Below are 23,825 nucleotides of genomic sequence, written 5' to 3'. Positions count from 1 at the left end.
ACACTAGGGCTTCCACTCCTCCTCGATGATCGAGTGCACGACCGAGTCTCGCCATCGGCCGGCCTTCTTGATGTGGCTTCGGATAGTGCCTTCTTCCACCATGCCCGCCGCCGCCATTGTTTTCGCCGAAGCCACGTTCAGCGGGGATCGTGCGCCCCAGATGCGGTGCAAACCGAGATCCTCGAAGCCCAGGGCAAGCAGGAGACGCACGGTCTCAATGCCGTAGCCGACGCCCCAGGCATCCGGGCGCAGCGCGAAGCCGAATGTGGCTCCGCGCTGCTGGTGTGGATCCGTGGCGATGCGGCCGAACCCGATCAGTTCGGTGGAGTCCCGCTCGATGACGGCGAGTGCGTACTCCGTGCGCGGCGTCACGACGGCCGAGGCCATGGACCTGGTCACGATGGCGCCGACCTCAGCATGGGAGCGCGGCTCGAACGACAGGTGCGTGGTGGCCTCGATACTCCCGTAGATCGCGAACACGGCGTCCACGTCCTCGACTGAGAGTTCGCGAAGGTCCAGTCGCTGGCTTGAACGCTTGACCGGGTACATGCTCGGGACTCTATCTTCCGGCTATCGCGGAAGTGCGGGACGAGTAGGCGGGTAGACCTCGATCTCCTCCCGGAGGTCACGAGCTGCGATGGCAGTGCGTACCTGATCGCTCGTGAACGCCCGCCGTTCTCTTGTTCCAGCCGATTTCCATGATGGCAAGGTCGCTCTTGGAAGGTCGGGTTGCGAGCACGGCAAACACGACGGCGGTTGGCCCGAAATGAACGGTGCTGCCCCGCTCCGCGCTCGGCTTGCGGCGTTCGGTGAATTCTCAGGAGTTGTTGCCGACGGTCGTGTGGATCAGCTCAACCAGGCGTCTTGTGTCTGTGAGATCAGGTATGACGTGATCGGCTCCTTCGGATGCCAAACGCTCAGCCGACGTGGTTCCCGAGGCAACGCCGACAACTTTCGCGCCTCCCTCCTGTCCGGTTCTGACGTCTTGGAGCGAGTCACCGACGATGACTGTGTTCTCGCTGTTGAACGTATGGCCGTACACCGCCTTGGCTTTGGTCTGGGCAATCCGTACCAGAGCGGGGCGATGGGAGTCGTCGGAGGCGTAGCCTCCGACCGTCGTGTCGACATAGTTCGTGAGGGAGAACGCGGACAGTTTGATCTCTGCACTTGCTTTGAGATTGCCTGTGACGACCGTCGGGACGAGGAGCTGGGACTGGCGGACAGCTGCCAAGGCCTCGACGGCGCCGGGCATCAGGTGACCATCGCGGCGCAACGCCTCGCGATGCAGATACAACTGTCCGGGCAGACGGTCAATGATCAGGCGCGCGAGGTTGTCGGTCTCCGGCTCGGAGACTCCGTTAGCTGAAAGGAGCTCTCGCACTGCAAGCGGCATCGTGACGCCAGTCCCTCTTGCGGGGAGTTGCTGCACCTCACGGCCGACCACGTCGCGAAATACTTCGCGGTACACCAATCGGTCGGTCTCACCGACGTACAGCAGCGTCCGGTCGATGTCCCAGAGAACCAAGATCATGTGAGAGCTCGCTCTTTGAGGACCGCTTCGCCCCGGTCGAGGAGCGGGCGGGTAGGTGCGGCACGCTTGAACAGGCGCGCCTCACCCAGCATTGCTCGAAGGTGCTCGTCGAGGCGAGCGGACTGGATTCCGTCCACCATGGTGAGAACTTCCTGTGCAGTGGCGCAGCCTGCGTCGGCGTCACCCGCCCGCATCTGCGCTGTTGCCGCGCGGGAGAGGAACTGGGCCCTCGTTCGCGTTTCCTGGTGGCTCAGGGCGCCCCGGGCACTGGCGAAGGCGTTGGCGGCTTCGGTCGGACGGTCCAATTCGAGGAAACAGCTACCCCGTTGGCCGAGGATCTCGCCGGAGTTGATCCAGTACAACCAGTGCGGGTCGTCTTCGCCGGGTCCGTTTACGCACAGGGCCTCCGCTTCGTCAAGGGCCGCCAGCGCGTGCCGTTCCTCGCGGAGCCGAGCATGGCCTCGGGCCTGTCGAGTAAGGAGCATGGCCTGCAACGTCGGCGCGTCCTGGTCGCTGATGCCCTGGCGCGCAGTCCTGGCGGCAGTGACCGCTTGGCGGGGGTCGCCTACCGAGTAGCCGTGAATGGCCAGGAAGGACAGGGCGCCAGCGCGGAGCCTGGAGTCTGCTGACGCGTGAGCTGCGCGCAGCGCGCCTACGAACAACCGTTGAGCCTCTTCGTGCTTGCCGCCATCGAAGGTGTACCACCCGGTCTGGATGGCCGTATCAGCTGTCACCGCCGCAAGGTGTCGGCCTGTCCGCTCGTCGTAGGTTCCGGTCTTCAGCAACCCGAGCAAGACCTTGAGGTGCTGCCTGGCTGTACTGGCTAGGGTTCCGCTGCCACTGGTCGCGTCCAGTTGCCTCAGCGCGTCTGTGGTGGTCTGTAGGGACGTAAGCAGAGGGATGGTCACCCGCGTTCCGTCCCTACTGTCCGCGACCAGTGCCTCTTGGGGGGGTGATAGCCGACTGCAGAACGTATTGGGCGACGCTGGCTCCGCTCAAGGCGGTCAGCACGCTTCGACGTTTCATGGAACCTCCGACAGCAACTTCCAGTGACGTCACCATACGGTCCGCTGTCCACGGCATCGCGGGGTCGAGTGTGTCCGAAACTGCTGCCTCATCCCGGTCCGTGAGCGGAGTCAGCAGTAGCGGTCGCAGGTCTGACGGGAGGCCAAGGCCGTTGAGTAGATCGATGATGGAGTCTCGGCCGCCCAACTGCTTGCGACCGTTCTCAAGGTCCGAAATGTGCGACTGTGTGAGACCGGTGAGTGCACGTATCCCCATCTGGGACAACCCCGATCGGCGACGCAGTAAGTGAATCAACTCCCCGAAATCCCAAGCGGCCAGGGCTCGTTGTACCTGCTCGTCCCGCCACGCACGGTCAGGGACTGCAGGCGCGGCGCCAGTACGTGAGCAGGGCGCGCACACGGCATCCGGGTTGTACTTACTCAGCGTACTTCCGGCGAGCGTCACGCCGACATTGCAAGCGGCCGTGCTCGGGGAGTCAGGGTCGGCCCTGTCGTACTGGTAGGCCGACCGGCGTTGTGTGCGGTGCGACAGACGAGTCGTGGCGGCGCCGTCACTAGTGGCTACGGGGTGCATCCGCGTCCTCGGTGAGCTCATGGTGGGAATGGGTGACCTCGCTGTGCGAGCACGGGCCGGTGACCGCGCGCCAGGAGGTGTTCAGACACACCGTGACGGCGGTGCCGGCTCCAGCGGGACAGATCTCGTACCGGCTGGCAAGGGCCTTCACGAGGAACAGGCCGCGGCCATGCTCGTCGTCGTCGCCCGCGTGTCGGGCCTCGAACGGGGTACGCGGACCCCGGTCGACGACGGCCACCCACACCTCGTGTCCGATGAGTACCAGGGCGACGGTCACCGTGTCCCCGTGTGCGTGGGTGACCGCGTTGGTGACCAGTTCGGAGATGATGAGCGCCAGGTCGTCCGTGATCTCAGGTGGCACGTGCCACTCGCGGCATGTGCGCGTGATCCGCTTGCGTGCCTCGTGAGGGCTGCGCTCGGAGCGGCCGGGCAATGTCCACACCGTCCGCAGGCACGGCCTGGCGGGTTGTGGCCCCTCGGGCAGAGGATGGCCCAGGCCGTGCGGCGGCACCAGCCGCAACGGAAGCCACTTGACGAGTCCGGCCGACGCCCGGGCTCCCGCAGTCACGAGACCTCACCCCGCTCGGCCATAGGCGCCCACGAGTACTGCACCCGCACGCCGTGATCCTGTAGCCACTGGACCTCACGATGCCTGAGGTCGTGGGCGGCGTTCGGAGCGATACTCACGGGCCACCGCGTGATCACCACGCCGACCACGGCGGATACCGCCAACTCCCTTATGTGCCGCCATCCCTGACGGCGGCAGGGATCCGGCTCCCCGTACGCGTCCGTGACGATCTCCACGAGCGACAGGCCGCATGCCTCGGCGAACCCCCGGCCCTCCGTTTCCGCGAGATGCGCCGCCCCGGTCTCCGTCTCTGTCCCACGCTCCACGCACACGTATAGCACCGCTGCACGGGGGCCGGGGTTCCTGACGGTCACGCTCCGGCCGCCAGCATCCGGGGCCCAGTCACCGTGGCCGGCCGGACCGGGTAATCCAGCTGCGCTCCGAGGGAGGCCTGTTGGGGAGTGTTCCTGGGTGGCATGTGCAGTCATCGCGGCGCCTCTGCTCGCGGAGAGTCGGTCAGCAACGGGTGGCGTCCCCCACGGGGGATGAGGGACGACACCCGGATGCGGCCGTGCGTGATCAACAGACCGGGATCTGATGCACTCAACGACCTTGCCCCTACCATGCTCTCTTCTGCATGCAGTCCGCAACATTGTGGCGAGAATCCGCAACCATAGGAACAGGCGTTCTCTCCGAAACCCCTCTCGGCGGTTGCGCAACGTTGTGCCAGAATCCCCACATGGCCACTGTGCAATCACCACCGCCGATTCTTAGGCGGCGACTTGGGGGCTTGCTCCGCCACTACCGGAGAGAGTCCGGCCTGACCCTCGTCCAGGCCGGGAACGTCCTCGGCTGGGACAACACGCGGATGAGCCGTATCGAGACCGGCCAGTACCAAATCAAGGCCGATGAGGTCTCAACCCTCCTCACCTCGTACGGGCTCGCCGATGCCGGAACCATCGCCGAGGTGACCCGGGTCTTGGACTCCGGGCTTCGCGCCTGGTGGGCCGCGTATGCCGACGTGCTGCCGCAGACCTACGCGGACAGCATCGCCCTGGAGTCCGAGGCGGTGCTGATCCGCGCCTACCACCCGCAGCTCATCCCTGCCCTGCTCCAGACTCCGGCCTACGCGCACGCGATCATCTCAAGCTCACCACGGGCCGCCACCCAGCGCACAGCAACCGCGCTGGTGCAAGTGCGTCAGGCCCGCAAGGAAATCCTGACCCGGCCAAGCGGCCCCACCGAACTGCGCGCGGTGCTCGACGAATCAGCCCTCTACCCACAGGCCGGCTCGGCCTCCGACCTGATGCGCGATCAGCTCCTCAGCCTGCTCGACATGTCGGAACGCGAGAACATCACCCTCCGCGTCATGCCACTGAACGCACCCGTACATTCGGGGCTCACCAGCAACATGACGATCATGAATTTCCGACCCCCCTGGCCTGCTCTGGTCACGGTCGACCACACCCGAGGCGGCGTCTTCCTTGAGGAGCCGGAGGACGTGACCGCCTTCACGGAGGTCTTCGACGCCGTCTACGAAACGGCCTTGCCCACCGACGAATCACGCACCGTGATCAAGAAGCACATGAAGGGAACACCCCATGCCTAAGGCCGTGGTCCACGCCACCGACCTGCCAGGAGCCACCTGGATCACGTCGTCGTACAGCGGCTCCGACCAGTCGCAATGCGTCGAGGTCGCAGACGTCCGCCCGCTGTTCGGCCGGATCGCCGTACGGGACTCGAAGAACCCCGCCGGCCCCGCGCTCCTTTTCACTCCCGCCGAGTTCACCGCCTTCGTCACCGACGTACTCGCTGACGCCGACGACATAGACCGATAGATCTGCACGCTTTCCGCGCCCGAGGGGCCGGCTCATGGGAGTCGGCCCCTCGGGCGTGACACCGAGTACCGACGAGGGCCGACATCACTCTCTTCAGTCGGGGTGCGGCCACGGGCTCGGTCGGCAAGGAAGTGTGCCGGTGTTCGGAAGGAAGAGCGACGTGTCCGACCCGACAACTACTGCTTCTCATCGCCCCTTGAAGACGGGATGACCACTGAGATCCCCGTGGTGAGGTCAGGCCTAGTGACGGCGACAATCAGGTCACCTTCGCACACCTCCATGAGCGACCAGTCCGCCCAGCGGTATAGGACGACTCCCCCATTCTTCCCGGGGAGTTCACGGTTCACCGCCCAGCCGTGAGGCTCAAGCCATACGTCCAACGCGTCGAGATCTCCGCTAACTGCGAAGGTCACAGCATCGGTCATCGCGGCACCTCCACTCGGTAGACGACCTTACCGCGGCTCTGCCGGGCTCCCCGAGCCTCGTAGAAGGCGAGAGCTGCGGGGTTGTCGACGTCGGCGAGCCATTCCAGGCGTGAACCTACAGCTGCGGCGGCTGCCTCGACGGCATCCATGAGCTGCCCGCCCACGCCCTGTCTACGGGCGCGCTCTCTGACGAACAGTTCCTTCAGGAAGAGCGACATGTCGGCGCCGGCGGCGGGAAACAGCTTGCTGTACGAGGCGAACCCGAGAGCTTCACCGTCGTCATCCCTGGCAATCAACACGGTCGCGGCGGAAGCAGGGCCGAAGAGCGCATCCTGAATCTGCTCGGGGTTTCCGGGGACAGCGTCCTCCCCTCCGTAGTACGCCTCGACCTCACCCAGGATTTGAGACAGAGCGCCAACGTCAGCCTCCGTGGCCTCCTCAACCCTCACTTTTGTTCCTTTCAGGAAGAGCCAACACCTCGTGCAGGGACCGGATTTCAGCTGTCGCCTGCGCCTCCGGCACCCTAGCGGCGATCTCACGCGCCCGGGACAAGATCAGCGCCGAACGATGCTGCGAAGGCAGGGCGACAAGGGCACGCCTGGCCTCCACGGCCGCGGCGGCCGGTTCGCCGGTGACGGCCAGGCACATGGCCTCGTCGAGGGAGATGAGAGCCCGATCGGTGAGGTCGTCGGCCGGGTACAGCTCGACGGCCTGGGCGAGTTCTTCGCGCGCCTGTTCCACTTCGCCCAGGTGTGTCAGGGCATTCCCGGAGTGAAAGTGGAGCTGGGAGGCGGAGTAGCCGAAAGCCGAGCCGATCTGCTGGTCCTCGGGAAGGCGGCTTAGCACGGAGCGTGCAGTCTTGAGCGCGGCCTTGGCTTCTTCCGTTGCCCCGAGCAGGCCGTGCGCGCGGGCCTCCAGCGGCGCGGCCAGTGCCGGGCCGACGCTGGGTAGGCCGCGCGCCAGTTGCTGGGCACGGACAGCGAGGTCGATGGCACCGTGAACGTCTCCGCTGTAGTACTGCTGATAGGCCTCGTGTGCATAGATCCACGAGAGCGTCGGCGGGTCCTCGGCCGCTGCCGCTGCGGCCCGGCCGGTGCGCCACCAGGCCCTCGACCGGTCATCGCCCAGCTTGAGCAGGGTCAGGGCCAGGAGTCCCGACATCTGCGCCGCCACCACGTGAAGCCGGTTACGGGAGTTCGGCGCATGCCGCTGTGCGAGCAGGGTCCTCAGATCCTGGAAGTCGTCGAGGAGATCCACCAGCAGTTGGGCCTCGGGACGGAAGCGGGTGGCGCGCCCGTGACGGAGGGCGGTGAATTCCCACTCTTCGACGGTCGCCGTGGTCATCGGGCCGGCGGCCAGTACCTCGTGCAGGCCACGTTGCAGAGTGTCTGCCCTGTCCAGGGTATTGGCCCTCGGATTGACCTCTGCTGCCGCAATCAGTTCCCCGCCTGCGCCGAGAGCCTGGTCGAGAGATGCGGCGACGTCCGGGCTGGGATGGGCGTCGCCGCGCTCCAGCCTGCTCACGTACGACTTCCCAATCTTGGCGAGCGCGGCAGCATCGCGAATGGAGAGGCTCCCGCGCCATCGCTTGAGGGCTTGACCGAATGGCTCCGCGCTCATCGTTCAGTCCATTTCCCGTGTCCACCGTGTCCACCGTGTCCACTCAAGAGGGGACACCTGGGGACACGGATTCCTTGCCTGTGGCTGTCCGTCACCGCCACGCTACTCGTACGCGCTCTCCGATGTGGACGGTCATATTCGGAACGCCAATTCGCTCTGCTCTCCCAGGACTTGTACCCGTTCTGGGCCTCAGGAACGACTCTCCTCCCCCTTCGTAAGGACACCGCTTCCATGAACCGGCTGCTGCCCCTGCCTCCGCCCGTCGTCGTCTCCCGTCCGCCTCTCTAGAACGTCGTCGGGCTGGTCCTCCCTCCCCCGTGGTGGACCAGCCCGACGATCTGGCTTCCGCTCCCTCGACTCGACTGCTGAGGAATGTCATGTCTGACCGCGTTCCCGCCCGCCCGGTCACCCATCGCCGCCGCAGACATCGCCAGGCGTCAACTGACCACATACGTGGGCACGTTCAGGCGGCGGTCGCCGCCCCGCTGGTCATCGTTCTTGCTGTGCTGGGTGGTGCCGTTGTCGCCTGGCGCACCGTGCAGATGCCGACCGGACAGCTTCTTGCAGCGGTGACGTGCGGCGTGGCGGTGGCCGCTGGCGTCGGGGCCGTCCGAGCGGGGGCCGCGGCATCGGCGGTGAAACGGACCCAGGAGGCTCACGTACAGCGGGTCATCGATGCGGCGGCCGCGCTGGAGAAGGCCGTGGGGTGGGCGGCGGACGAGTTGTGCCGGGGTGGCCGACCCTCGGTACCGGAAAGCGTGCCGCCGCCTGCGGGATCGGAGTGGGCGGACGAGGCGGTGACGCGGCTGGACGAAGTGCAGTCACAGGCCATTTCCGCCTTGCTCCGAGTCCATGACCAATCGCAGGCGTCGGTGCTGTTGGTGACGCTGCACCAGTTCTCCCGGCGTGAACACGCCCTGGTCGACCGGGCGTTGGAGAAGCTGGACCATTTGCAGGATCTGACGGAAGATCCCGACCAGCTGGACGGGATCTTCGCGCTCGATCACCTGGTGACGCGGCTGCGGCGCTGGATCGAGAGCAAGGCAATCCTGGCCGGGGAGTCCCTGCGCAGTGCGCGGGAGCCGGTGAGCGTGAAGGAGGTGCTGCGGGGCGCGGTGCAGGAGGTCCAGCACTACTCCCGGGTGAGCGTCGCAGCCGGCGCGGTCGGCACCGAGCTGAAGCTTCCCCGCCACGTGGGACCGGACCTGACACACCTGCTGGCCGAGCTCGTCGAGAACGCGACGCAGATGTCGGCTCCCGACACCAAGGTCCAGATGCGGGCCTCCAAGGTGGCGAAGGGACTGGCGGTCGAGATCGAGGACCGGGCCGCTATCGCGATGCGCCCTGAGGACCGGGCACGGTGGAACCGTCTCCTGGCGGACCCCGATCAGGTCGACATGAGCGCCGAGATCAACGCCGGGCAACTCGGCCTACGCACCGCAGCGCTGATCGCCCGACGCCACGGCATCTCTGTGCTGCTGTCGGAGAATCCGACCGGCGGGACAACCGCCTTGGTCGTCGTGCCCGCACACCTGCTGGTGTCCGTGCCTGTTTCGCCCCGCTCTGCTGCCCGTACACCGCTCCCGGCCACCGGGCCGAGTTCCCCCTCCCGGCACACGACGGCGGGGAGCGTCCCGACACGGCCCGGGCCCGCGCAGCACCACGGAGCTTCCCCGGTGGCGGAGGGCGGACAGGCGGCGTCTGCTCCGCCGTTGCCCCGGCGGGTGGCAAAGGAGCAGCCGGAGATTCCGGCACCGTCGCGGCCCCAGCTTCCGGCGGTGGCTGCCCGCCGTGATCTGGCCGGAGCCTTCCGGAGCGGCTTTGGCGCAGGCCGCACCGCGGACAGCGGCACGAACCAGGCCGTCCCCCCCACCTGAGACTCCGCGTCCCCTCACTCATGACCTGTGCCGGTCTCGGCGACGGGTCCGTATCCGCAGGAGCGATTCCCTATGACACACGAGACACCCCGCCCGGAGGGCGGCGACACGATGACAGCGAGCGCGTGCGGAGCGCACGAGCCGATCAGGCAAATGGCAGGAATGCTGACGGAGTTCGTTCAGCAGGTTCCTGGCGTGACCCAGGCGCTGCTGGTCTCGCGCGACGGACTGCGCCTGGTCGACAACGGCATCCACAAGGACTTGGCCGACAAGTGGGCCGCCTCACTGGGCACCCTGGCCTCACTGACCGAGAACATCCCGGGCCCCCGCGGTGACGCGGGGGCGATGAAACAGACGGTCATCGAACGCGACGACGGCTTGATCTTCGTGTCGTTCGCCGGGACCAGCGCCGCCTTCCCCAACCAGCCGGGCACCAAAGAGGGCGTGGTCGCCACGGTGCTCGCCGTAATCACCGAACCCAACGCCAATGCGGGCACCGTCGGGTACGAGATGGGCGTCCTGGTGGATCGATTCGCCCCGTACATGGTCACGGCCCTGCGCAGGGCCTGATGACCGGACCCCACCGGGAAACCCGACCGTCCGCCGCCCCCGCTCCCGCGTTCGTACGGAACTACCTCGTTACCGGAGGCCGTACCCGCGCCCGGCACGAATTCCGACCGGAGACGGTACTGGACATCGGCACCGGCAGAGGCGGACCGGGCTACACGGAAGGGGAGTACCGGGAGATCACGCAGTTGTGCCGGGAACGGCGCCGGTCGGTCGCCGAGCTGGCGGGCATCACCGGTCTCCCGCTCAGCACGGCCCGGGTCCTGATCTCGGATCTTGTCGAGGCCCGCGTCCTGCGGGTGCCCGTGACCATCGCCTACACATCCACCGATACCCAGCTCGGAAACCGCCCGACCGATCAGATCCTGGAGGCCCTTCGTGTCGGTCTCACCCGCCTTCCCGGCTGACCCGCCCCACTCCGCCGCCGCCCGTCGGCCGGCGGAAGGCACGGCCGTGCTGAAGATCCTCATCACGGGAGGCTTCGGCGTCGGCAAGACCACCGCCGTGGGCGCGGTCAGCGAGATCACTCCGCTGCGCACCGAGGAGTACCTCACACAGGCCAGCACTCCCACCGACAGCCTGGACGGGGTGGAGACCAAACACACCACGACGGTCGCCTTCGACTTCGGCCGCATCACCTTCGACGACGTCGGCCTCGGCCTGCCTCTGGAGCTGATGCTGTTCGGCACACCGGGCCAGGAGCGGTTCATGGACCTCTGGACCGACCTGGCCCACGGCGCCGTAGGTGCGGTCGTCCTGGCCGACACCCGCCGCCTGGACTCCAGCTTCCACGCGGTCACCTTCTGCGAACGCACCCGGCTTCCGTTCGTCGTCGCCGTCAACGAATTCGACGGCGCCCACCGCTACCCCGTCACCGAGATCCGCGACGCCTTCGGCCTCCCCCCAGACCTGCCGGTCACGACCTGCGACGCCCGCAAGGCCTCCTCGGTGACCGGCGTACTGCTCCGCCTCGTCGACCACGCCCTCTCCCTCGCCCGATCCACCCCAACCCTCTTGGACTCCCGATGACACACCACCCCTACACACCCTCGCTGACCATCCGGACACAAGCCCTCTTCCAACAAACCCCCGCCCACGGTGAGCTGATCATCCCGGGGCCCGGTATGGCCACCGGGCAAGAGACGCTCAGTGCGTCGCAGGCAGCAGAGATCGCCGAGCAGAAGGCCCGTGAGGACCTGATCCGGCACCTGGGCCTGCCCACCGGCGCAGACGCGCTCATGGACGAGTTCGCCACCGCCCTCACCGAGAAGACGGGCCTGCTCTACGGGTTCGTCAACATCTTCTTCGGCAGGCAGACGTTCATCGGCCTGCACAACCCGCCGTCCGACAGCGGACACATCACCCTTGGCCGGACCATGGACCGCGAGCACGGCTTGTGCCCCGCCGTCGTCAGACGCCGGCGAGCTCTGCCCCTGCCTGACGTCTACGCCTCCCCACGGTTCTCCGGGAACCACGTCGTCGACGCCATCGGCGTCCGGGCGTACTTCGGCGCGCCGCTGATCCACGGGGAGAGCGGTGTCGTGCTGGGCACCGTGTGCGGTGTCGACCCCGAGGCCCGCCCGCACTCCGACGCCCGCCGCATCCTCGGCATCGTCAAGGCCACCGGCGCCGACGTCCTCCACGCCCTCACCACCGGCGCCCCCGTGCACTGAGTCCCGTCGCCCGGCAGCCCCGCCTCCGGGGACCGGCCGCACCCGCCTTGCGACCCCGTACAGGGAGAGGGAGACGACCATGTCCGCCACACCGCCGATCGCACTCACCCCCTACCTCACCGACGCCCACAACGCGTTGTGGGCGATGGCGGAGCGTTTCACCGCCGAGCACATTGCGCCCGGTGTCCAGTACATGGAAGCCTCCCCCAACCAGGTGGAGCGCAGCATTCCCCAACTCTTCGCGCAGCAGGGCTGGTTCGGGGTGACCATCCCCATCCGGTACGGGGGGATGGGGGCCGGGCATGTCGCCAAGACGGTGCTGATCCACCGCACCGGGGTCGTCTCGGCCGCAGCAGCAGCGATCCTCCAGGCCAGCCTGATCCCGGTCGGCGCGATCCAGAACTGGGGCACCGCCGACCAGAAACAGGAGTGGCTGCCGCAGGTGGCCGACGGGTCGCTGCTGCCGTCGATCGCCGTCACCGAACCCGACGCCGGCGGCCACATCGGCGGCATGGAGACCGTCGCCGAACGCCGCGGTAAGGACTGGGTGATCAACGGGATCAAGGCCCACATCGGCAACTCGCACATCACCCGCGTCCACGTCGTCGTCGCCCGCACGGCCAAGCCGGGTGTCACCGCGTCCCGCGCGCTGACCGCGTTCCTCGTCGAGTACGACCGCAAGGGCGTGATCCTCGACCCGCATTGCGCCGGGCTGGGCCTGCACGGCTTCACCGCCGGACGCCTCCACCTCGACCACGTGCGAATACCCGCAGCCAACGTGCTCGGGGAAGTCGGCCAGGGCCTGTACGTGGCACAGAGCAGCAGCATCCTCTACGGCCGTCCCAACCTGACCGCGGTCAGTCTCGGCATCCACGAAGCCCTCGTGAAAACCACCGCCGACTACCTCAGCACCCGGCCCCGCTACGACGGACACCTGTCCGACCATCCCGTCGTCCAGGACCGGCTCGGCGCCATGCAGGCCCGCTACCAGACCGCCCTGACCACGGCCTACAGCGCGGTCCACCTCCTCGACAACAGGGCAGCGTGCGACAGCGAGTTGATCGGCGCCAAGCACACCGGTCACCAGCTCGCCGCCGCGTCCGCGCAGGACGCGATGGAACTCCACGGCGCCTACGCCGTGAACGGCAACAGCCTGGTCCAACGCGTGTTCCGGGACTGTCAGCACACCTACGCGCCCGCAGGTACCGGCGAGTTCCAGCGCATCCACCTCGCCAACACCGCCCTGGGCACCGAACCCATCCAGTGGTCCCAACACTTCGCTGCCGAAGCCGCCTGGACGCAACCTGACCCGACACCGGCCTGAGACCCCCGCGCGCGGCAGCCCCGTCGTCGCCAACTGCCGCGCGCGGGCCCAGCCCTCTGTCCGCCGAGTCGCAACGCCTTCCCTCCCTGTCTCGGCGGCAGGGCCCGCACCTCGTTCCCCGGGACCGACGGCGGCCGGGGAACGAGGGCCCCACCCCCGGCCACACGGCCGGGAGGGTCTGATCCCGACGGGTCCGGACCCGTCCCGGTCCCTGCGGGGTGGTGCCCGCAGGGACCGGGACAACACCCCACGACGACCGATGACGCCAAGCCATCACTGAGGAGATCCCAGACGATGCAGTCCACACCGAGCGTGCTTGCCCTGGGCCTGTTCACCCAGCCCGCCAAGGCCCCTGTCCGCGAACCGGCACCCGGCGAGCGCTTCGACCGCCACCAGCAGGTGACCGTCCTCGCCGACAGCACCCCGCGGGCCTTGACCGCCTACGACCCCAGCGCGACCTGTAACGGCATGACGACGTCCGATGAGTACGAGGCCCTCGACGCGTTCCCCGTCGGCGACGGTGCAGAGAGTCTGACGTGGTAGGAAGCACCCTCACGCACACCGGGCGTCCTCGCCCGGTGTGCGTGGTGACCGAGGACACCAACATCACGGCCGACCGCATCGTCCTGGAGCTGGCGAAGCTGGACGTCAGCGTGGTCCGTTTCGATCTGGCCGACTTCCCCCACCACCTCGCTCTGGACGCCACCCTGCGCAACAGCCGGTGGAGCGGCACCCTGAGTGCGCGCGGCCGGACGGTGGCTCTGGAGGACATCCAGGCCGTGCTGTGGTGGCATCCCGGAAAGCCTCAGATCGCCGCCGATGGCCTGTCGGCTGGTCAGGCGGAGTGGGTGCGCAAGGAAGCAGCCGCCGGGCTGATCGGCGTGCTGGCGGCCCTGGACTGCTTCCAGTTCGCTCACCCGCCGTCCACTCTGGCGGCCCAGCTCAAGGCTGACGCACTGGCACGCGCGGCCTTGTGCGGAGTACGGGTGCCGCAGACCTGGATCGGCAACTCCCGTATCCCGGCACGGGAGTTCGTCACCGGGAGCCCGTCCGGGGCGGTGTGCAAGTCGCTGGTCAGCCCGTCCCTCGTCGAGGGCCCGTACTCCAGCTCCTTCTACACCAGCCGTGTGGAGGCCGGCCAGATCGACGGATCGATCGCGGGCGGCGCACATCAGCTCCAGCACGCTGTGGAAAAGGCGTATGAGGTTCGCCTGGTCGTCGTCGGCAGGGACATGTTCGCCGCCGGGATTCATGCCCACAGTGCGGCAGCGCGGACGGATTTCCGGTCCGACTATCCGGCCTTGAGCTATTCCCGCGTCGAGGTACCCGGCTCGGTACGTGAGGGCATCACCAGAATCCTCGACCACTACGGCCTCGTCTACGCGGCGATCGACCTGATCGTGGACCCCGATGACCAGTGGTGGCTGCTCGACCTGAATCCGGCCGGGAACTACGACTGGCTCCAGAAGGAACTTCCCGAGCTGGCCATATCCGCCGCCATAGCGCGCCTGCTGGCCGGCACTCCGCCCGCCGCCCGGCGGCGGTCACCACGACCAGCCCAGCCGAACACCAAGGAGGCAAGCAGTGCAGACCTCGGTTCACGGTGAGGACGTCGTCACGATCGTGTCCCTGAACCTGGAGCGGGACGGAGGCGAGAACACCCCCGACGGCCGATTCCCGAAGCGATGGCTGGATGCCCATCACGAGATCCTCAAGCCGCTGCATGCCGATGTGATTCTGAGGCAGGAGGCCACCTGCAGCGACCTGGAGGACGAACGGCGCCTCAAGGCGGCCGGGGAACTGCTGGGAATGCCGGGCTTCCTGTCGCCCAACAACATCGGCCGCAATCCCACCGCCCTGTTCGTCCGGCCGCAGACCTTCCCGGTCTTCGAGCGCGTGAAGTACAACACGATGTTCTGGCGGACCCCGCCGACCATCGTGTCGGCCCGCCTCGCGGACGTGCCCGAGGCCGAACTGCTGCTGATGTCCTGGCACAACGCGTTCAACAGCCCCCGGGGCAGGGAACGCGAGGCCGACGAGGTCACGGCATTCGTCGACCGGATGGAGCGGCGGGGCGGTTTCATCGGAGGGGGCGACTGCAACGAGGAACCGCTCCCCGACGGCGAAAGCGTCACTCCCATCCCCTGGGCAACCGTCACCGACCACCGCCACCTCGTGCACCGGACCAACCTCGCCCCGGACGGGTCCCGCGTCAGCTGCCGGTACGTGGACCGCACCCTGCTGACCTGCGGCCTGCACGACGCGGCCCGCCACGCCGCCCACACACTCGGCCAGCCCGACGCGATCGGCCCGACGGCCGGCCACGCCAAGCCCGATCAGGGCGGGCCGCGCCGGATCGACCGTATCTACGTGGACGGCCGGATCGCCCGCGCGATCCTGTCCGTCGACGTGGTCGACACCACCGGCGTCAGCGACCACCACGGCCTTCGACTCGTGCTCTCCAGACGAGGGCTGGGCGAAGCACTGCGGCGCGAACACCAGCCCCTCCCACCCATCCAGGCCGTGGCCATACCCCTTCCCGGCCGCTACGAGGCCAGGGCCTGATCAAGCTCCCGCGCACGGTCGGATACCCGTGAATCCGCATGGCCGTGCGCGGGGAGAACGTCTCACGCCAGGCATCCCCCTATGCCGAGCGTGGGACCCCAGCCCGGCGCGGGGAACGGCGTTTCCTCCCCTTAAGAAGCCGCCGTATCCGCCCCCGCGCCGGGCACCACCGCCTTCACCGCCCGCGCAGAGAACGTCGCCCTTCGATTGGAGCATCCATGCTCACCACCCCCGAGTTCACCAGCGTGGAAGGTGCCTACCTGGCCCTTCTCCGGCTGGCCACCGAGGAATTTGCACACCACATCGAGGCCCGCGGTAACGAGGCCAGCGAGGTCATTGGCGTGGGATTCCGCCTCACCGATCCCAGCCAGCGCCTTCCGTACCTGTCTGAGCGCAGGGTGAATCCGGTGTTCCAGTTCGCCGAAGCGCTCTGGTACCTCGCCGGACGCCGCGACCTGGAGATGATCGGCTACTACGCCCCGTCCATGCGCGCCAGCAGCGCCGACGGTATCCACCTCGGCGGATCGGCGTACGGCCACACCCTGTTCAGCCCGGCCGACGGCGCCCAGCAGTCACCCTTCGACCAGGTGATGCAGCTGTTGCAGAGCGAAACCGACAGCAAGCGTGCCTACATGCCGGTATTCGCAGCGAACGAACTCAGCGACCGCAACAACCCCGACGTCGCATGCCTGACCGGCCTCCACCTGCTCCCACGGGACGGACAGTTGCACATGGTGTGCAACATGCGCGCGAACGATCTCGACTGCGGCCTGCTGTCCGACGTGTTCTCCTTCACGATGGTCCAGGAGTACGCCGCCATCCAGCTTGGTCTGCGCCCGGGAACGTATACGCATTTCATCGGGTCCGCCCACGTCAACGACCGCAACGCTGAACGCGTCAAGCGAGTCCTGGACGAGGCCGACTCCCGCCCGGCCCTCTTCTTCGAGTTCCCGAAGATGCCGGAGAACACCACCGTGGCGACCATCGCCGATGTCCTGGACCACGAAGAGGCGCTACGCAACAACGAGATCCGGTACAGCGCCGACCACATTGGGAACCTCGACCTGGAACCGTACTGGCAACAGCCGGTGCTCCTGTTCGAGATCTACCGGCAGATCACACACGACCAGCCCGCGGCCGTCGCTCCCGACCTCCTCGCCGCACTCGCCCCGGGCCTGCAATGGCTCATGGCGCGCAAGTGGCCGGCCTGTGCCGTCTCCTACGACGGGAGCGTGCGATGAACCCGAACGGGAGGCCCATGAGCGGCGCCGTGGTGGATGGCGTCGACTTCGAGCGATGGGCGGTCGTCCTGTGTAAGCCGGACGCAGTAGCACGCGGCCTGGTCAACCGAATCCTGGGGATGGTCTCCGACGCGGGCTTCACCGTCTCGGACCATATGGACGTGGTGGCGCAGCCGTGGCAGCCACACGTTGTGTACCGGGACATGCTCGCCGACACCGGCCGCCGGAACCTAGGGGACCTGCCCGCCTACATCGACGCCGCGTACGCGAATCAGATGGTCACCATCGCCTTGGCGCACGGTGGACTCGGTATCCACGCCAAGTTGCGGCAGCTCATCGGGCACACTGACCCGAGCCGGGCCGTGCCCGGCACCATCCGCGGTGACCTCGGCGACGACAGCCTCGCCGTGGCAAATGCGGAGAACCGCCTCATCCGAAACCTGGTTCACACGTCGGACGATCCGCACAGCGCCCGCCGCGAATACGGCACATGGTGGGGCCCCGGCCGCAGGCTGCTGGAATCCGACTTCGACACCTGCTCCGTGATCTTGTGCAAGCCGGACGCAGTGGAGCGCGGCCTGGTCGACGCCGTACTGGAGCGGATCGCCGCCGCTGGCGTCACCGTTCGCCGCCGAGTCGACGTCACCGTGCAGCCGTGGCAGGCCCACGTGCACTACTGGGATCTCCTCGTCGACGCCGACTACTTCCCCGACCGCGACATCCCCGCGTGCCTGGACGACGCGTACGCGGGCAAGACGGTCACGGTCGCCCTCGTGTACGGCAAGCCCGGCCTCCACGCCCGGCTGCGCCGGCTCATCGGTCACTTCGACCCCACCCGGGCCACCGCCGGCACGATCCGTGGGGACTACGGAAACGACAGCCTCGAAGCCGCCCTCGCGCAGAAGCGCCTCGTACACAACCTCGTCCACACGTCGGACGACCCCGATGCGGCCCGTCGGGACTTCGGGACCTGGTTCGGTGCCGAGCGCCGCCTCCTGCTCACCTCCCCCTCCGGCGTGCCGCTCCAGCCCACGCCCGCCGACCGGTGACCACCCCCAAGCATCTGGAGGATTCCGTGACTGCCCCCACCCTGGCCCGCCGCCCGCTGCCCCTGCTGACCGCAGAGCAGATCGGTGGGCTCAGGCGCGAACTCGCGGACGTGATCAACTACCGCAAGTCGGGCGTCTCGGTAAACCACATCGTCGGCTGCCCGCTGGAGTGCGGCTACTGCGTCCGTCACTCATTCGACAACTTCGCCATGAAAACGCCGCGGCGGCTGATGAGCGACGAGGACGCCGTCGCCCTCCTCACCAGCCACCCGTACTTCCGGCCCCACAGGACGCCAATTCAGCTCCTGAACCGGGCCACCGACCCGATGCTTCCGCAGGTCAAACCACATGTATTCGCGGTGCTCCGGATGCTCGACGACAAGAGCCTGACCAACCACGTCCTGATCATCACCCGTTGGCGGGTGAGTGACGAGGACTGCGTCGTCCTCAACTCCTTCCGGAACCTGCGGCTGACGATCCTCGTCACACACTCCGGCATCGACAACCCCGCCATCGAGCCGGTGAACTCCACCATCGCGGCCGACAGCCTGCGCATACTGCACGAGCACGCCGAGCGGTACAAGACGGTGCTGTACTGGCGGCCGATCGTGCCGGGACTCAACGACTCCGCCGAGCACATCGAACGGGCCCGCGAACTGTCCCTGACCGCGCACGCCACGGTGTTCACCGGCCTGTTCTTCCGGGAAGAGATCGCCGCCTACTACGACGAACATGGTCTACCGATGCCGTACGACGGCACGGCCCGGCGGAAGATCATGCCGGAGGAAGCGGAGCAGCGCATCCTGGACGCCTTCGACACGGCACGGATCCCCGGAGCTGCGCCGTGGGGGACCCTGTTCCGCAAGACGAGCTGCGCAGTCGCCTACGCCCACGCGGAGGCCGACTACAACGGCCACTACGGGGTGCGGGAGTTGTGCGACATCTGCCCGCCCGAGCAGATAGCCCTGTGTGCGAAGGCGTGGGTCAAGCCCGATCTGGACGAGGTCATTCGCGAGGCACGCTCCCTCGGTGCGGTGGGCAATGTTGAGGTCAACGGCCGTGCCATCGTCGTGGAGGGACTGGACGAGCCTGCCCGCTACTACCTCCAGCACGGGTTCGGCTACCAGTGCCACGACCGCGACAAACCTCACCTGTACCGCCAGCATGGCCGGGCCCCCATCGGCTGGGAGGCGGAGAACGGACCCGACGCCACATGAACGACTTCGCCTCCTGGCCCGCGCTGCTCGTCGTAGACGTCGAGGGCAACGGGACCAACCCGCCCGACCTCGTCGAGATCGCCGCGCTGCCCGTACGCGCCGGACTGCCGGACACCAGCGCGGCCGGAGCGTGGCTGATCCGCCCCGAGCGGCCGGTGACAGCGCGCGCGGCCGGCATCCACGGCCTGACCAACGACGTCCTCGCCGACATGCCGGCCTGGGCAGAACTCGCCAACCAGGTAGGTGACTTCCTCGGCCAGGCCTGGATCTGCGCCCATAACGCGCACGTCGACTACAGGGAGTTGCACCGCCACCTTCCAAAGTGGGAGCCGGCCGGGGTCATCGACACCCTGCGCCTGGCCAAGGCGACCTACAAGGACTTGCCCTCGTACACCCTCGACGCCCTGCTCAAGCACGTAACGCCGGACCTGTCACAGGCCCCGCGCGTGGGCCGTCACCGCGCGACCTACGACGCCTACGCCGCCGCCCAGCTCCTGCTCGCCATGGCCGAGCACTACGAGACCTGGGACCAATTGATCGCTGCGGCAGTGCCGCCCGGCCTGCCCGGCGCCCCCCAACCCGAACAGGAACCCACCCTGTGGTAACGACCCAGCCCATCCGCATAGGGGTACTCGGCACCCACTCCACCGGCAAGACCATGCTCCTGCGGCGCATCGAGATGGAACTACGCGCTCAGGGGGTCGCCGTGGAACGCACCGGCCGTCTCGGCAAGCGCGCCGCCGCGGCCGGTCTGCCCAAGATGCAGCACCACACCGCCCGGTCCACTGAGTGGATCATCGCGCAGGGCATCGCGGACGAGATCGGCGCAGCCACCCGGGACGCCGAGGTGGTCCTCGTGGACCGGGCCGTCCACGACGCCGTCGCCTACTTCCACGCCGCGCTGGAATACCGAGGCGACACCGTTCCCCGGGTGGAAAACGAGCGCCTCCTCACGCTTGCCGCCACCCAACTGCCCAAGTACCACCTGCTGTTGGCGACGGTCCTCGACGAGAGTGTGCCGGTCGACACCGGTCACGACTACGACGCCCGCTACCGGCGCCTCGTCGACCAGCACGTCCATCAGCTCCTGGACCGCGACAACATCCCACACCTGCGGGTGACCAGCAACCCCGACAACCAGGCCCACATCGTCGAAGAAGCCGTTCAGAGCTGCCTGAATGAGGCCCTCGTATGACTTCCGCGCCCCCTGAGGGCACCATCGCCATCGCTGGGAAGACAGTCGCCCGGCTCGGGTTCGGCACCATGCGTCTGACGGGCCCAGGCACCTGGGGGGAACTCACCGACGTCGACACAGCGCGCAGCATCCTCGTCCAGGCCGTGCACACGTACGGCATCAGCCACATCGACACTGCCGACGCCTACGGACCCCATACTGCCGAACACCTGATCTGCGACGCCCTCTACCCGTACCCGGATCGCGTGCTGATCGCCACGAAGGTCGGCATGCTCCGCCCCGGGCCGGGCCAGTGGAAACCCCTCGGCAACCCCTTCTATCTACGGGCCTGCGTGGAAGCGAGCCTGCGGCGTCTGAAGGTCGAGCGTCTGGAGCTGTGCTACCTGCACCGCATCGACCCCGAGGTGGGCCTCGACGACCAGATCGCCGTCATGCAGGCCCTACAAGACGAAGGCAAGATCGGCCACATCGGTCTGTCGAAAGTCACTCCCACCGACGTCCGCCGCATCGCCAAAGAGCTGACCGTGGCAGCGGTACAGAACGTCTTCAACACCACCGATCGCTTCGACGACGTCGTAGAGCTGTGTGCAGAACTCGGCATTCCGTACGTAGCCTACCGTCCGCTCGATGCTGGCCGTCTCGCCAGTGCCCACGGCGGCCCCGCGAAACCGCTGCAGTGGCTCCTCGACCACGGCAGGCACATCGCTCCCATCCCCAGTACCAGTCAGCCGCGCCATCTCGCGGAAATCGTGGCTGCGGCGGAGGGCTGCAACTGATGTCGGCCATCACCGTCGGCATACCTGCCGTGCACAGCTCTGATCCCGAGCGAAGGACTGTTCCGTACGAGAACTGGCGGCCTCCGGTCGTCGGAGTGTCCTTACTCGTGCCCGTGGGGCCGGACTCACTGGTCGTCGCCGACCTGTGCGACCTGATCTTGATGCCCACCGGGTCCATGAGCGGCGGGCAGAATCCGAGGGAAGCTGCCACTGAGGTACTTCACGGCGCCACGGACGGCCTCCCTCTCCTTCGGCGCGTCGCGCTGCCCTGCACCCAGATGAGGCGCAGGAAGGTCATCACGCACATCTGGGCAACTGAACCGATGACTCGCCAGACCGTTGGACGCCTGGCGTACCGCGACCCGAGGGCCAACCTCCGTGTGCTCCCCATCACCCGAGTCCTCGGCGATATCCCGCCGCCGAGCAGACTTCGGTTCCAGGTCGCGTTACAGGCCCTCTCCACAGGTGGAACGGCGTACGTCGAAGGACGCATCGTGCATCCGTCCATCCGTCCAGAGGTGGCTGAGGAAGCCGAAGCCAGCATGAGCCAGAGCACCACACCCCCACCGCAGCCGGAACTCGGCGCACCGGCAGATCCGGACGACGTCCAGCGGCGCTGGCTGACCGAGAAAGCGCTCAACGTCGACCACCCGCAGTGGTCCGAAGGCTTCATCCGCAGTATCCGCGGGGCCGACATGCCCGCCTGCCCCCCCTTGAACTCGCCCACACCACGAGAAACCGCCGATGACCGGCACACACGTGCAGCACGAGACCCGCCACGCCCAACTCTCCGCCCTCTCACCCGCAGACCCGCCCACGTCTACGGCCCCCGCCGCAGACCTGCACTGACGACCAGTTCCGGCCCGGAAGAAACCCATGATCAAACACTTCGACACGTCGGTCCCGAATTCCGCGCGCGTCTGGAACTTCTGGATGGGCGGCAAGGACTACTACGACGCCGACCACCGGGCCGGCGACGCCTACCGTGTCATCGCCCCCCAGATCGACACCATCGTCCGCGAAGCGCGTCGGTTTCGCGTCCGCGCGGTCACCCTCCTCGCCGCTGAACTCGGGGTCCGCCAGTTCCTCGACATCGGTACTGGGATGCCCGTCGACATCGGTGACAGGCAGAGCGTCAACACTGATAGCAGGCTGCCCGTAGCCGACAATACCCACGAGGTGGCACAGCGGGTCGCCCCGGCAGCCCGGATCGTCTACGTCGACAACGACCCGAACGTCATCAACCACATCCGAGCCCTGTCCATCGGCACACGCGAAGGCCGCGTCGCCGCCGTCAACGCAGACCTGCACGCCCCGGACACGGTCTTGGCCGCCGCCCATGACCACCTGGACTTCTCCCAGCCCGTCGCGCTGATGCTCATGGGCGTTCTCGGACACGTCGAGGACCACGCCGCTGCGACGGCGATCGTCCGCCGCCTTACGGCAGACCTGCCCGCCGGCAGCTACTTCGTGTACTCCGACCGCACCGACACCGACTCCGCCCTCGCAAAAGCCCAGGACAACTACAACCACATCGCCGACGTACTGCCCTATGTCCTGCGCAGCCCCGCCCAACTCGCGACGTTCCACCACGGCCTCACCCTGCTGGACCCCGGCATCGTCTCCTGCCCGCGGTGGCGCCCCGATCCCGACACCGAAGCCCCCGCCGAGATCGACATCTACGGCGGCGTCTCACTCAAACAGTTTGGCGGAACAGCCCAGCTGACGGGCCTGACGGTTCAGGCCCACAGCATCCCCTGCCCTGGTACCGAGAGGACTTCCGCGTGACCGCGACGACCATAACCGCGCTGAACTGGAACCTGGAGAAGGGCATCAACTGGGAGCAAGGCGCTGCCTGGATCAGGGAGCAGGACCCCGACATTCTCTTCCAGCAGGAGGTACAGCCCGGCCAGCTCGCCGACCAGGCCGACCGCTTGGGCATGGACGGCTACATCGCGGTGGGCCGGCCAGGCAGCACCAACGACAACGCGATCTTCCTCAAGCGCGGCGGCCCCCTTGCCTTCGTCGAGGAGTATCCACAGGACTGGGCTCCCTGGCACGCCCCGGCGAACATCGCCGTCAAGTTCCGTGACGTCGATGGCGCTCTGAGCCCCCGTCAGGTCAGCTGTGTCAGCGGCCACGCCTGCTACTGGAACCCGGAGTACCGGCTCATCGAGGCGAAGTGGTGCTCCACGCTGGCCAAACCCGGATGGCTGGCGGTCCATTTCTGGGACTGGAACTCCTACCGCATCGGGGAGGGCGGTCCCTGGGAGGGCTACGACGACCAGACCTTCGTCGCCAACCGCACCTACGACGAGGGCGGCCTCCGGCGTACCGATGACCGGCCCGACCGCGAGATGCTCGCCACCGGCTACATCGAGATGGCCCGCCACGCTGCCCAGCACCTGGACCAGCCCGACGCCATGTGCGGTTCGGCCGGCTACCGCGAGCACCCTGGCCGGCCGCCGGGCCCGCGCTACTGCGTCGACCGCGGCTACCTCAGTGGCGAACTCGCCCCCGCCCTGACCGGCTTCACCGTCTGCGACACCCCGCATCTGCGGCGGCTCTCCGACCATCTGCCGCTGCGCGCCGAGTTCGACGCCGCTGTGCTGCGCAGCGTCCTGCACCGGCCGGCAGCGATGTACCAGCCTCACGACAACAGGACCAGCACAGGGTCGGCGATCGCGGCCGGTGATCCCGCATGACAGCTCCTCACAAGGAGGCGGCCGACCTCTTCACGTCGGATCACCGTCGTCGCCG

28 protein-coding genes are annotated in these 23,825 nt (G+C 67.6%); 19 read left to right on the top strand and 9 right to left on the bottom strand.

All coding sequences use genetic code 11. The annotated features are described in order from the left end of the window. Positions 1-3: 3 nt before the first annotated feature. The 6 genes from ACIQPR_RS09665 to ACIQPR_RS09640 all read right to left on the bottom strand — a co-directional run bounded on the left by ACIQPR_RS09665 (position 4) and on the right by ACIQPR_RS09640 (position 4,072). On the bottom strand, positions 4-549 hold the full coding sequence (locus ACIQPR_RS09665; protein WP_403644512.1) for a GNAT family N-acetyltransferase: 546 nt from the start codon (positions 547-549) through the stop codon (positions 4-6). A 268-nt stretch (positions 550-817) separates the two neighbouring features. After that, positions 818-1,531, bottom strand: a complete 714-nt coding sequence (locus ACIQPR_RS09660) for an HAD family hydrolase (protein WP_403644509.1) — start codon at positions 1,529-1,531, stop codon at positions 818-820. Further along, positions 1,528-2,439: a hypothetical protein gene (locus tag ACIQPR_RS09655; protein WP_403644507.1), complete on the bottom strand. Its 912-nt coding sequence runs from the start codon at positions 2,437-2,439 to the stop codon at positions 1,528-1,530. The genes ACIQPR_RS09660 and ACIQPR_RS09655 overlap by 4 nt, the downstream gene beginning before the upstream one ends. 13 nt (positions 2,440-2,452) lie before the next feature. Further along, positions 2,453-2,812 carry a hypothetical protein gene (locus ACIQPR_RS09650; protein WP_403644504.1) on the bottom strand — a complete coding sequence of 120 codons (360 nt, stop codon included), beginning with the start codon at positions 2,810-2,812 and terminating at the stop codon, positions 2,453-2,455. A gap of 298 nt (positions 2,813-3,110) precedes the next feature. Next, complete coding sequence (locus tag ACIQPR_RS09645; protein WP_403644793.1) at positions 3,111-3,572, bottom strand: ATP-binding protein; 462 nt, start codon at positions 3,570-3,572, stop codon at positions 3,111-3,113. Between the two features lie 122 nt (positions 3,573-3,694). Next, positions 3,695-4,072 (bottom strand): hypothetical protein, encoded by a 378-nt coding sequence (locus ACIQPR_RS09640; RefSeq protein WP_403644502.1) that lies wholly within the window; start codon positions 4,070-4,072, stop codon positions 3,695-3,697. A 263-nt stretch (positions 4,073-4,335) separates the two neighbouring features. On the opposite strand from ACIQPR_RS09640, the gene ACIQPR_RS09635 reads away from it, so the two are divergent. Both ACIQPR_RS09635 and ACIQPR_RS09630 read left to right on the top strand, forming a co-directional pair. After that, a complete protein-coding gene (locus ACIQPR_RS09635; RefSeq protein WP_403644499.1) occupies positions 4,336-5,307 on the top strand; it encodes a helix-turn-helix domain-containing protein in 972 nt (323 codons plus the stop codon). Beyond that, positions 5,300-5,536: a DUF397 domain-containing protein gene (locus ACIQPR_RS09630; RefSeq protein ID WP_403644496.1), complete on the top strand. Its 237-nt coding sequence runs from the start codon at positions 5,300-5,302 to the stop codon at positions 5,534-5,536. Before ACIQPR_RS09635 ends, ACIQPR_RS09630 begins: the two co-directional genes overlap by 8 nt. A gap of 176 nt (positions 5,537-5,712) precedes the next feature. Here the strand turns inward: ACIQPR_RS09630 and ACIQPR_RS09625 are convergent, their stop codons facing one another. From ACIQPR_RS09625 to ACIQPR_RS09615, 3 genes are read right to left on the bottom strand one after another with little or no spacing between them, the layout of a single operon-like run. After that, positions 5,713-5,961, bottom strand: coding sequence for a hypothetical protein (locus ACIQPR_RS09625; protein ID WP_403644493.1), 249 nt, complete (start codon positions 5,959-5,961; stop codon positions 5,713-5,715). Beyond that, the gene (locus ACIQPR_RS09620; protein WP_403644490.1) at positions 5,958-6,410 is read right to left on the bottom strand and encodes a GNAT family N-acetyltransferase; all 453 of its coding nucleotides are present in this window, start codon (positions 6,408-6,410) and stop codon (positions 5,958-5,960) included. Before ACIQPR_RS09620 ends, ACIQPR_RS09625 begins: the two co-directional genes overlap by 4 nt. Then, a complete protein-coding gene (locus ACIQPR_RS09615) occupies positions 6,400-7,581 on the bottom strand; it encodes a helix-turn-helix domain-containing protein (protein WP_403644487.1) in 1,182 nt (393 codons plus the stop codon). Before ACIQPR_RS09615 ends, ACIQPR_RS09620 begins: the two co-directional genes overlap by 11 nt. Positions 7,582-7,958: 377 nt before the next feature. On the opposite strand from ACIQPR_RS09615, the gene ACIQPR_RS09610 reads away from it, so the two are divergent. From ACIQPR_RS09610 to ACIQPR_RS09530, 17 genes are all read left to right on the top strand, one after another. Next, the gene (locus tag ACIQPR_RS09610; RefSeq protein WP_403644484.1) at positions 7,959-9,458 is read left to right on the top strand and encodes an ATP-binding protein; all 1,500 of its coding nucleotides are present in this window, start codon (positions 7,959-7,961) and stop codon (positions 9,456-9,458) included. A gap of 111 nt (positions 9,459-9,569) precedes the next feature. After that, entirely contained in the window at positions 9,570-10,028 is a 459-nt protein-coding gene (locus ACIQPR_RS09605; protein ID WP_403644790.1) for a roadblock/LC7 domain-containing protein, read from the top strand. Further along, positions 10,028-10,432, top strand: coding sequence for a DUF742 domain-containing protein (locus ACIQPR_RS09600; RefSeq protein WP_403644481.1), 405 nt, complete (start codon positions 10,028-10,030; stop codon positions 10,430-10,432). The genes ACIQPR_RS09605 and ACIQPR_RS09600 overlap by 1 nt, the downstream gene beginning before the upstream one ends. A 46-nt stretch (positions 10,433-10,478) precedes the next feature. After that, complete coding sequence (locus ACIQPR_RS09595) at positions 10,479-11,054, top strand: GTP-binding protein (RefSeq protein ID WP_403644787.1); 576 nt, start codon at positions 10,479-10,481, stop codon at positions 11,052-11,054. Continuing rightward, positions 11,051-11,698, top strand: coding sequence for a GAF domain-containing protein (locus ACIQPR_RS09590; RefSeq protein ID WP_403644478.1), 648 nt, complete (start codon positions 11,051-11,053; stop codon positions 11,696-11,698). Before ACIQPR_RS09595 ends, ACIQPR_RS09590 begins: the two co-directional genes overlap by 4 nt. Before the next feature lie 79 nt (positions 11,699-11,777). Next, positions 11,778-13,022 (top strand): acyl-CoA dehydrogenase family protein, encoded by a 1,245-nt coding sequence (locus ACIQPR_RS09585; RefSeq protein WP_403644476.1) that lies wholly within the window; start codon positions 11,778-11,780, stop codon positions 13,020-13,022. Positions 13,023-13,316: 294 nt separating this feature from the next. Then, positions 13,317-13,565 (top strand): hypothetical protein, encoded by a 249-nt coding sequence (locus tag ACIQPR_RS09580; RefSeq protein ID WP_403644473.1) that lies wholly within the window; start codon positions 13,317-13,319, stop codon positions 13,563-13,565. 44 nt (positions 13,566-13,609) lie between these two features. Next, a complete protein-coding gene (locus tag ACIQPR_RS09575) occupies positions 13,610-14,629 on the top strand; it encodes an MvdC/MvdD family ATP grasp protein (protein ID WP_403644470.1) in 1,020 nt (339 codons plus the stop codon). After that, on the top strand, positions 14,607-15,587 hold the full coding sequence (locus ACIQPR_RS09570; protein ID WP_403644468.1) for an endonuclease/exonuclease/phosphatase family protein: 981 nt from the start codon (positions 14,607-14,609) through the stop codon (positions 15,585-15,587). The genes ACIQPR_RS09575 and ACIQPR_RS09570 overlap by 23 nt, the downstream gene beginning before the upstream one ends. A 218-nt stretch (positions 15,588-15,805) precedes the next feature. After that, positions 15,806-16,828 carry a thymidylate synthase gene (locus ACIQPR_RS09565; RefSeq protein ID WP_403644465.1) on the top strand — a complete coding sequence of 341 codons (1,023 nt, stop codon included), beginning with the start codon at positions 15,806-15,808 and terminating at the stop codon, positions 16,826-16,828. 17 nt (positions 16,829-16,845) lie between these two features. Beyond that, positions 16,846-17,877: a nucleoside-diphosphate kinase gene (locus ACIQPR_RS09560; protein ID WP_403644462.1), complete on the top strand. Its 1,032-nt coding sequence runs from the start codon at positions 16,846-16,848 to the stop codon at positions 17,875-17,877. A 26-nt stretch (positions 17,878-17,903) separates the two neighbouring features. Beyond that, entirely contained in the window at positions 17,904-19,094 is a 1,191-nt protein-coding gene (locus ACIQPR_RS09555) for a radical SAM protein (protein WP_403644459.1), read from the top strand. Continuing rightward, on the top strand, positions 19,091-19,699 hold the full coding sequence (locus ACIQPR_RS09550) for an exonuclease domain-containing protein (RefSeq protein ID WP_403644458.1): 609 nt from the start codon (positions 19,091-19,093) through the stop codon (positions 19,697-19,699). The genes ACIQPR_RS09555 and ACIQPR_RS09550 overlap by 4 nt, the downstream gene beginning before the upstream one ends. Beyond that, positions 19,693-20,289, top strand: coding sequence for an AAA family ATPase (locus ACIQPR_RS09545; RefSeq protein ID WP_403644455.1), 597 nt, complete (start codon positions 19,693-19,695; stop codon positions 20,287-20,289). Before ACIQPR_RS09550 ends, ACIQPR_RS09545 begins: the two co-directional genes overlap by 7 nt. Next, positions 20,286-21,065, top strand: a complete 780-nt coding sequence (locus tag ACIQPR_RS09540) for an aldo/keto reductase (protein ID WP_403644452.1) — start codon at positions 20,286-20,288, stop codon at positions 21,063-21,065. The genes ACIQPR_RS09545 and ACIQPR_RS09540 overlap by 4 nt, the downstream gene beginning before the upstream one ends. Before the next feature lie 876 nt (positions 21,066-21,941). Then, complete coding sequence (locus ACIQPR_RS09535) at positions 21,942-22,853, top strand: SAM-dependent methyltransferase (protein WP_403644450.1); 912 nt, start codon at positions 21,942-21,944, stop codon at positions 22,851-22,853. Then, positions 22,850-23,770, top strand: a complete 921-nt coding sequence (locus tag ACIQPR_RS09530) for a hypothetical protein (protein ID WP_403644448.1) — start codon at positions 22,850-22,852, stop codon at positions 23,768-23,770. The genes ACIQPR_RS09535 and ACIQPR_RS09530 overlap by 4 nt, the downstream gene beginning before the upstream one ends. The last annotated feature ends 55 nt before the right edge of the window (positions 23,771-23,825 follow it).

The sequence above is a fragment of the Streptomyces sp. NPDC091280 genome, assembly GCF_044768565.1.
Lineage (GTDB): Bacteria > Actinomycetota > Actinomycetes > Streptomycetales > Streptomycetaceae > Streptomyces.
The sequence above is the reverse complement of the archived record's forward strand: the minus strand, read 5'-3'. Positions and strand labels throughout refer to the sequence as shown.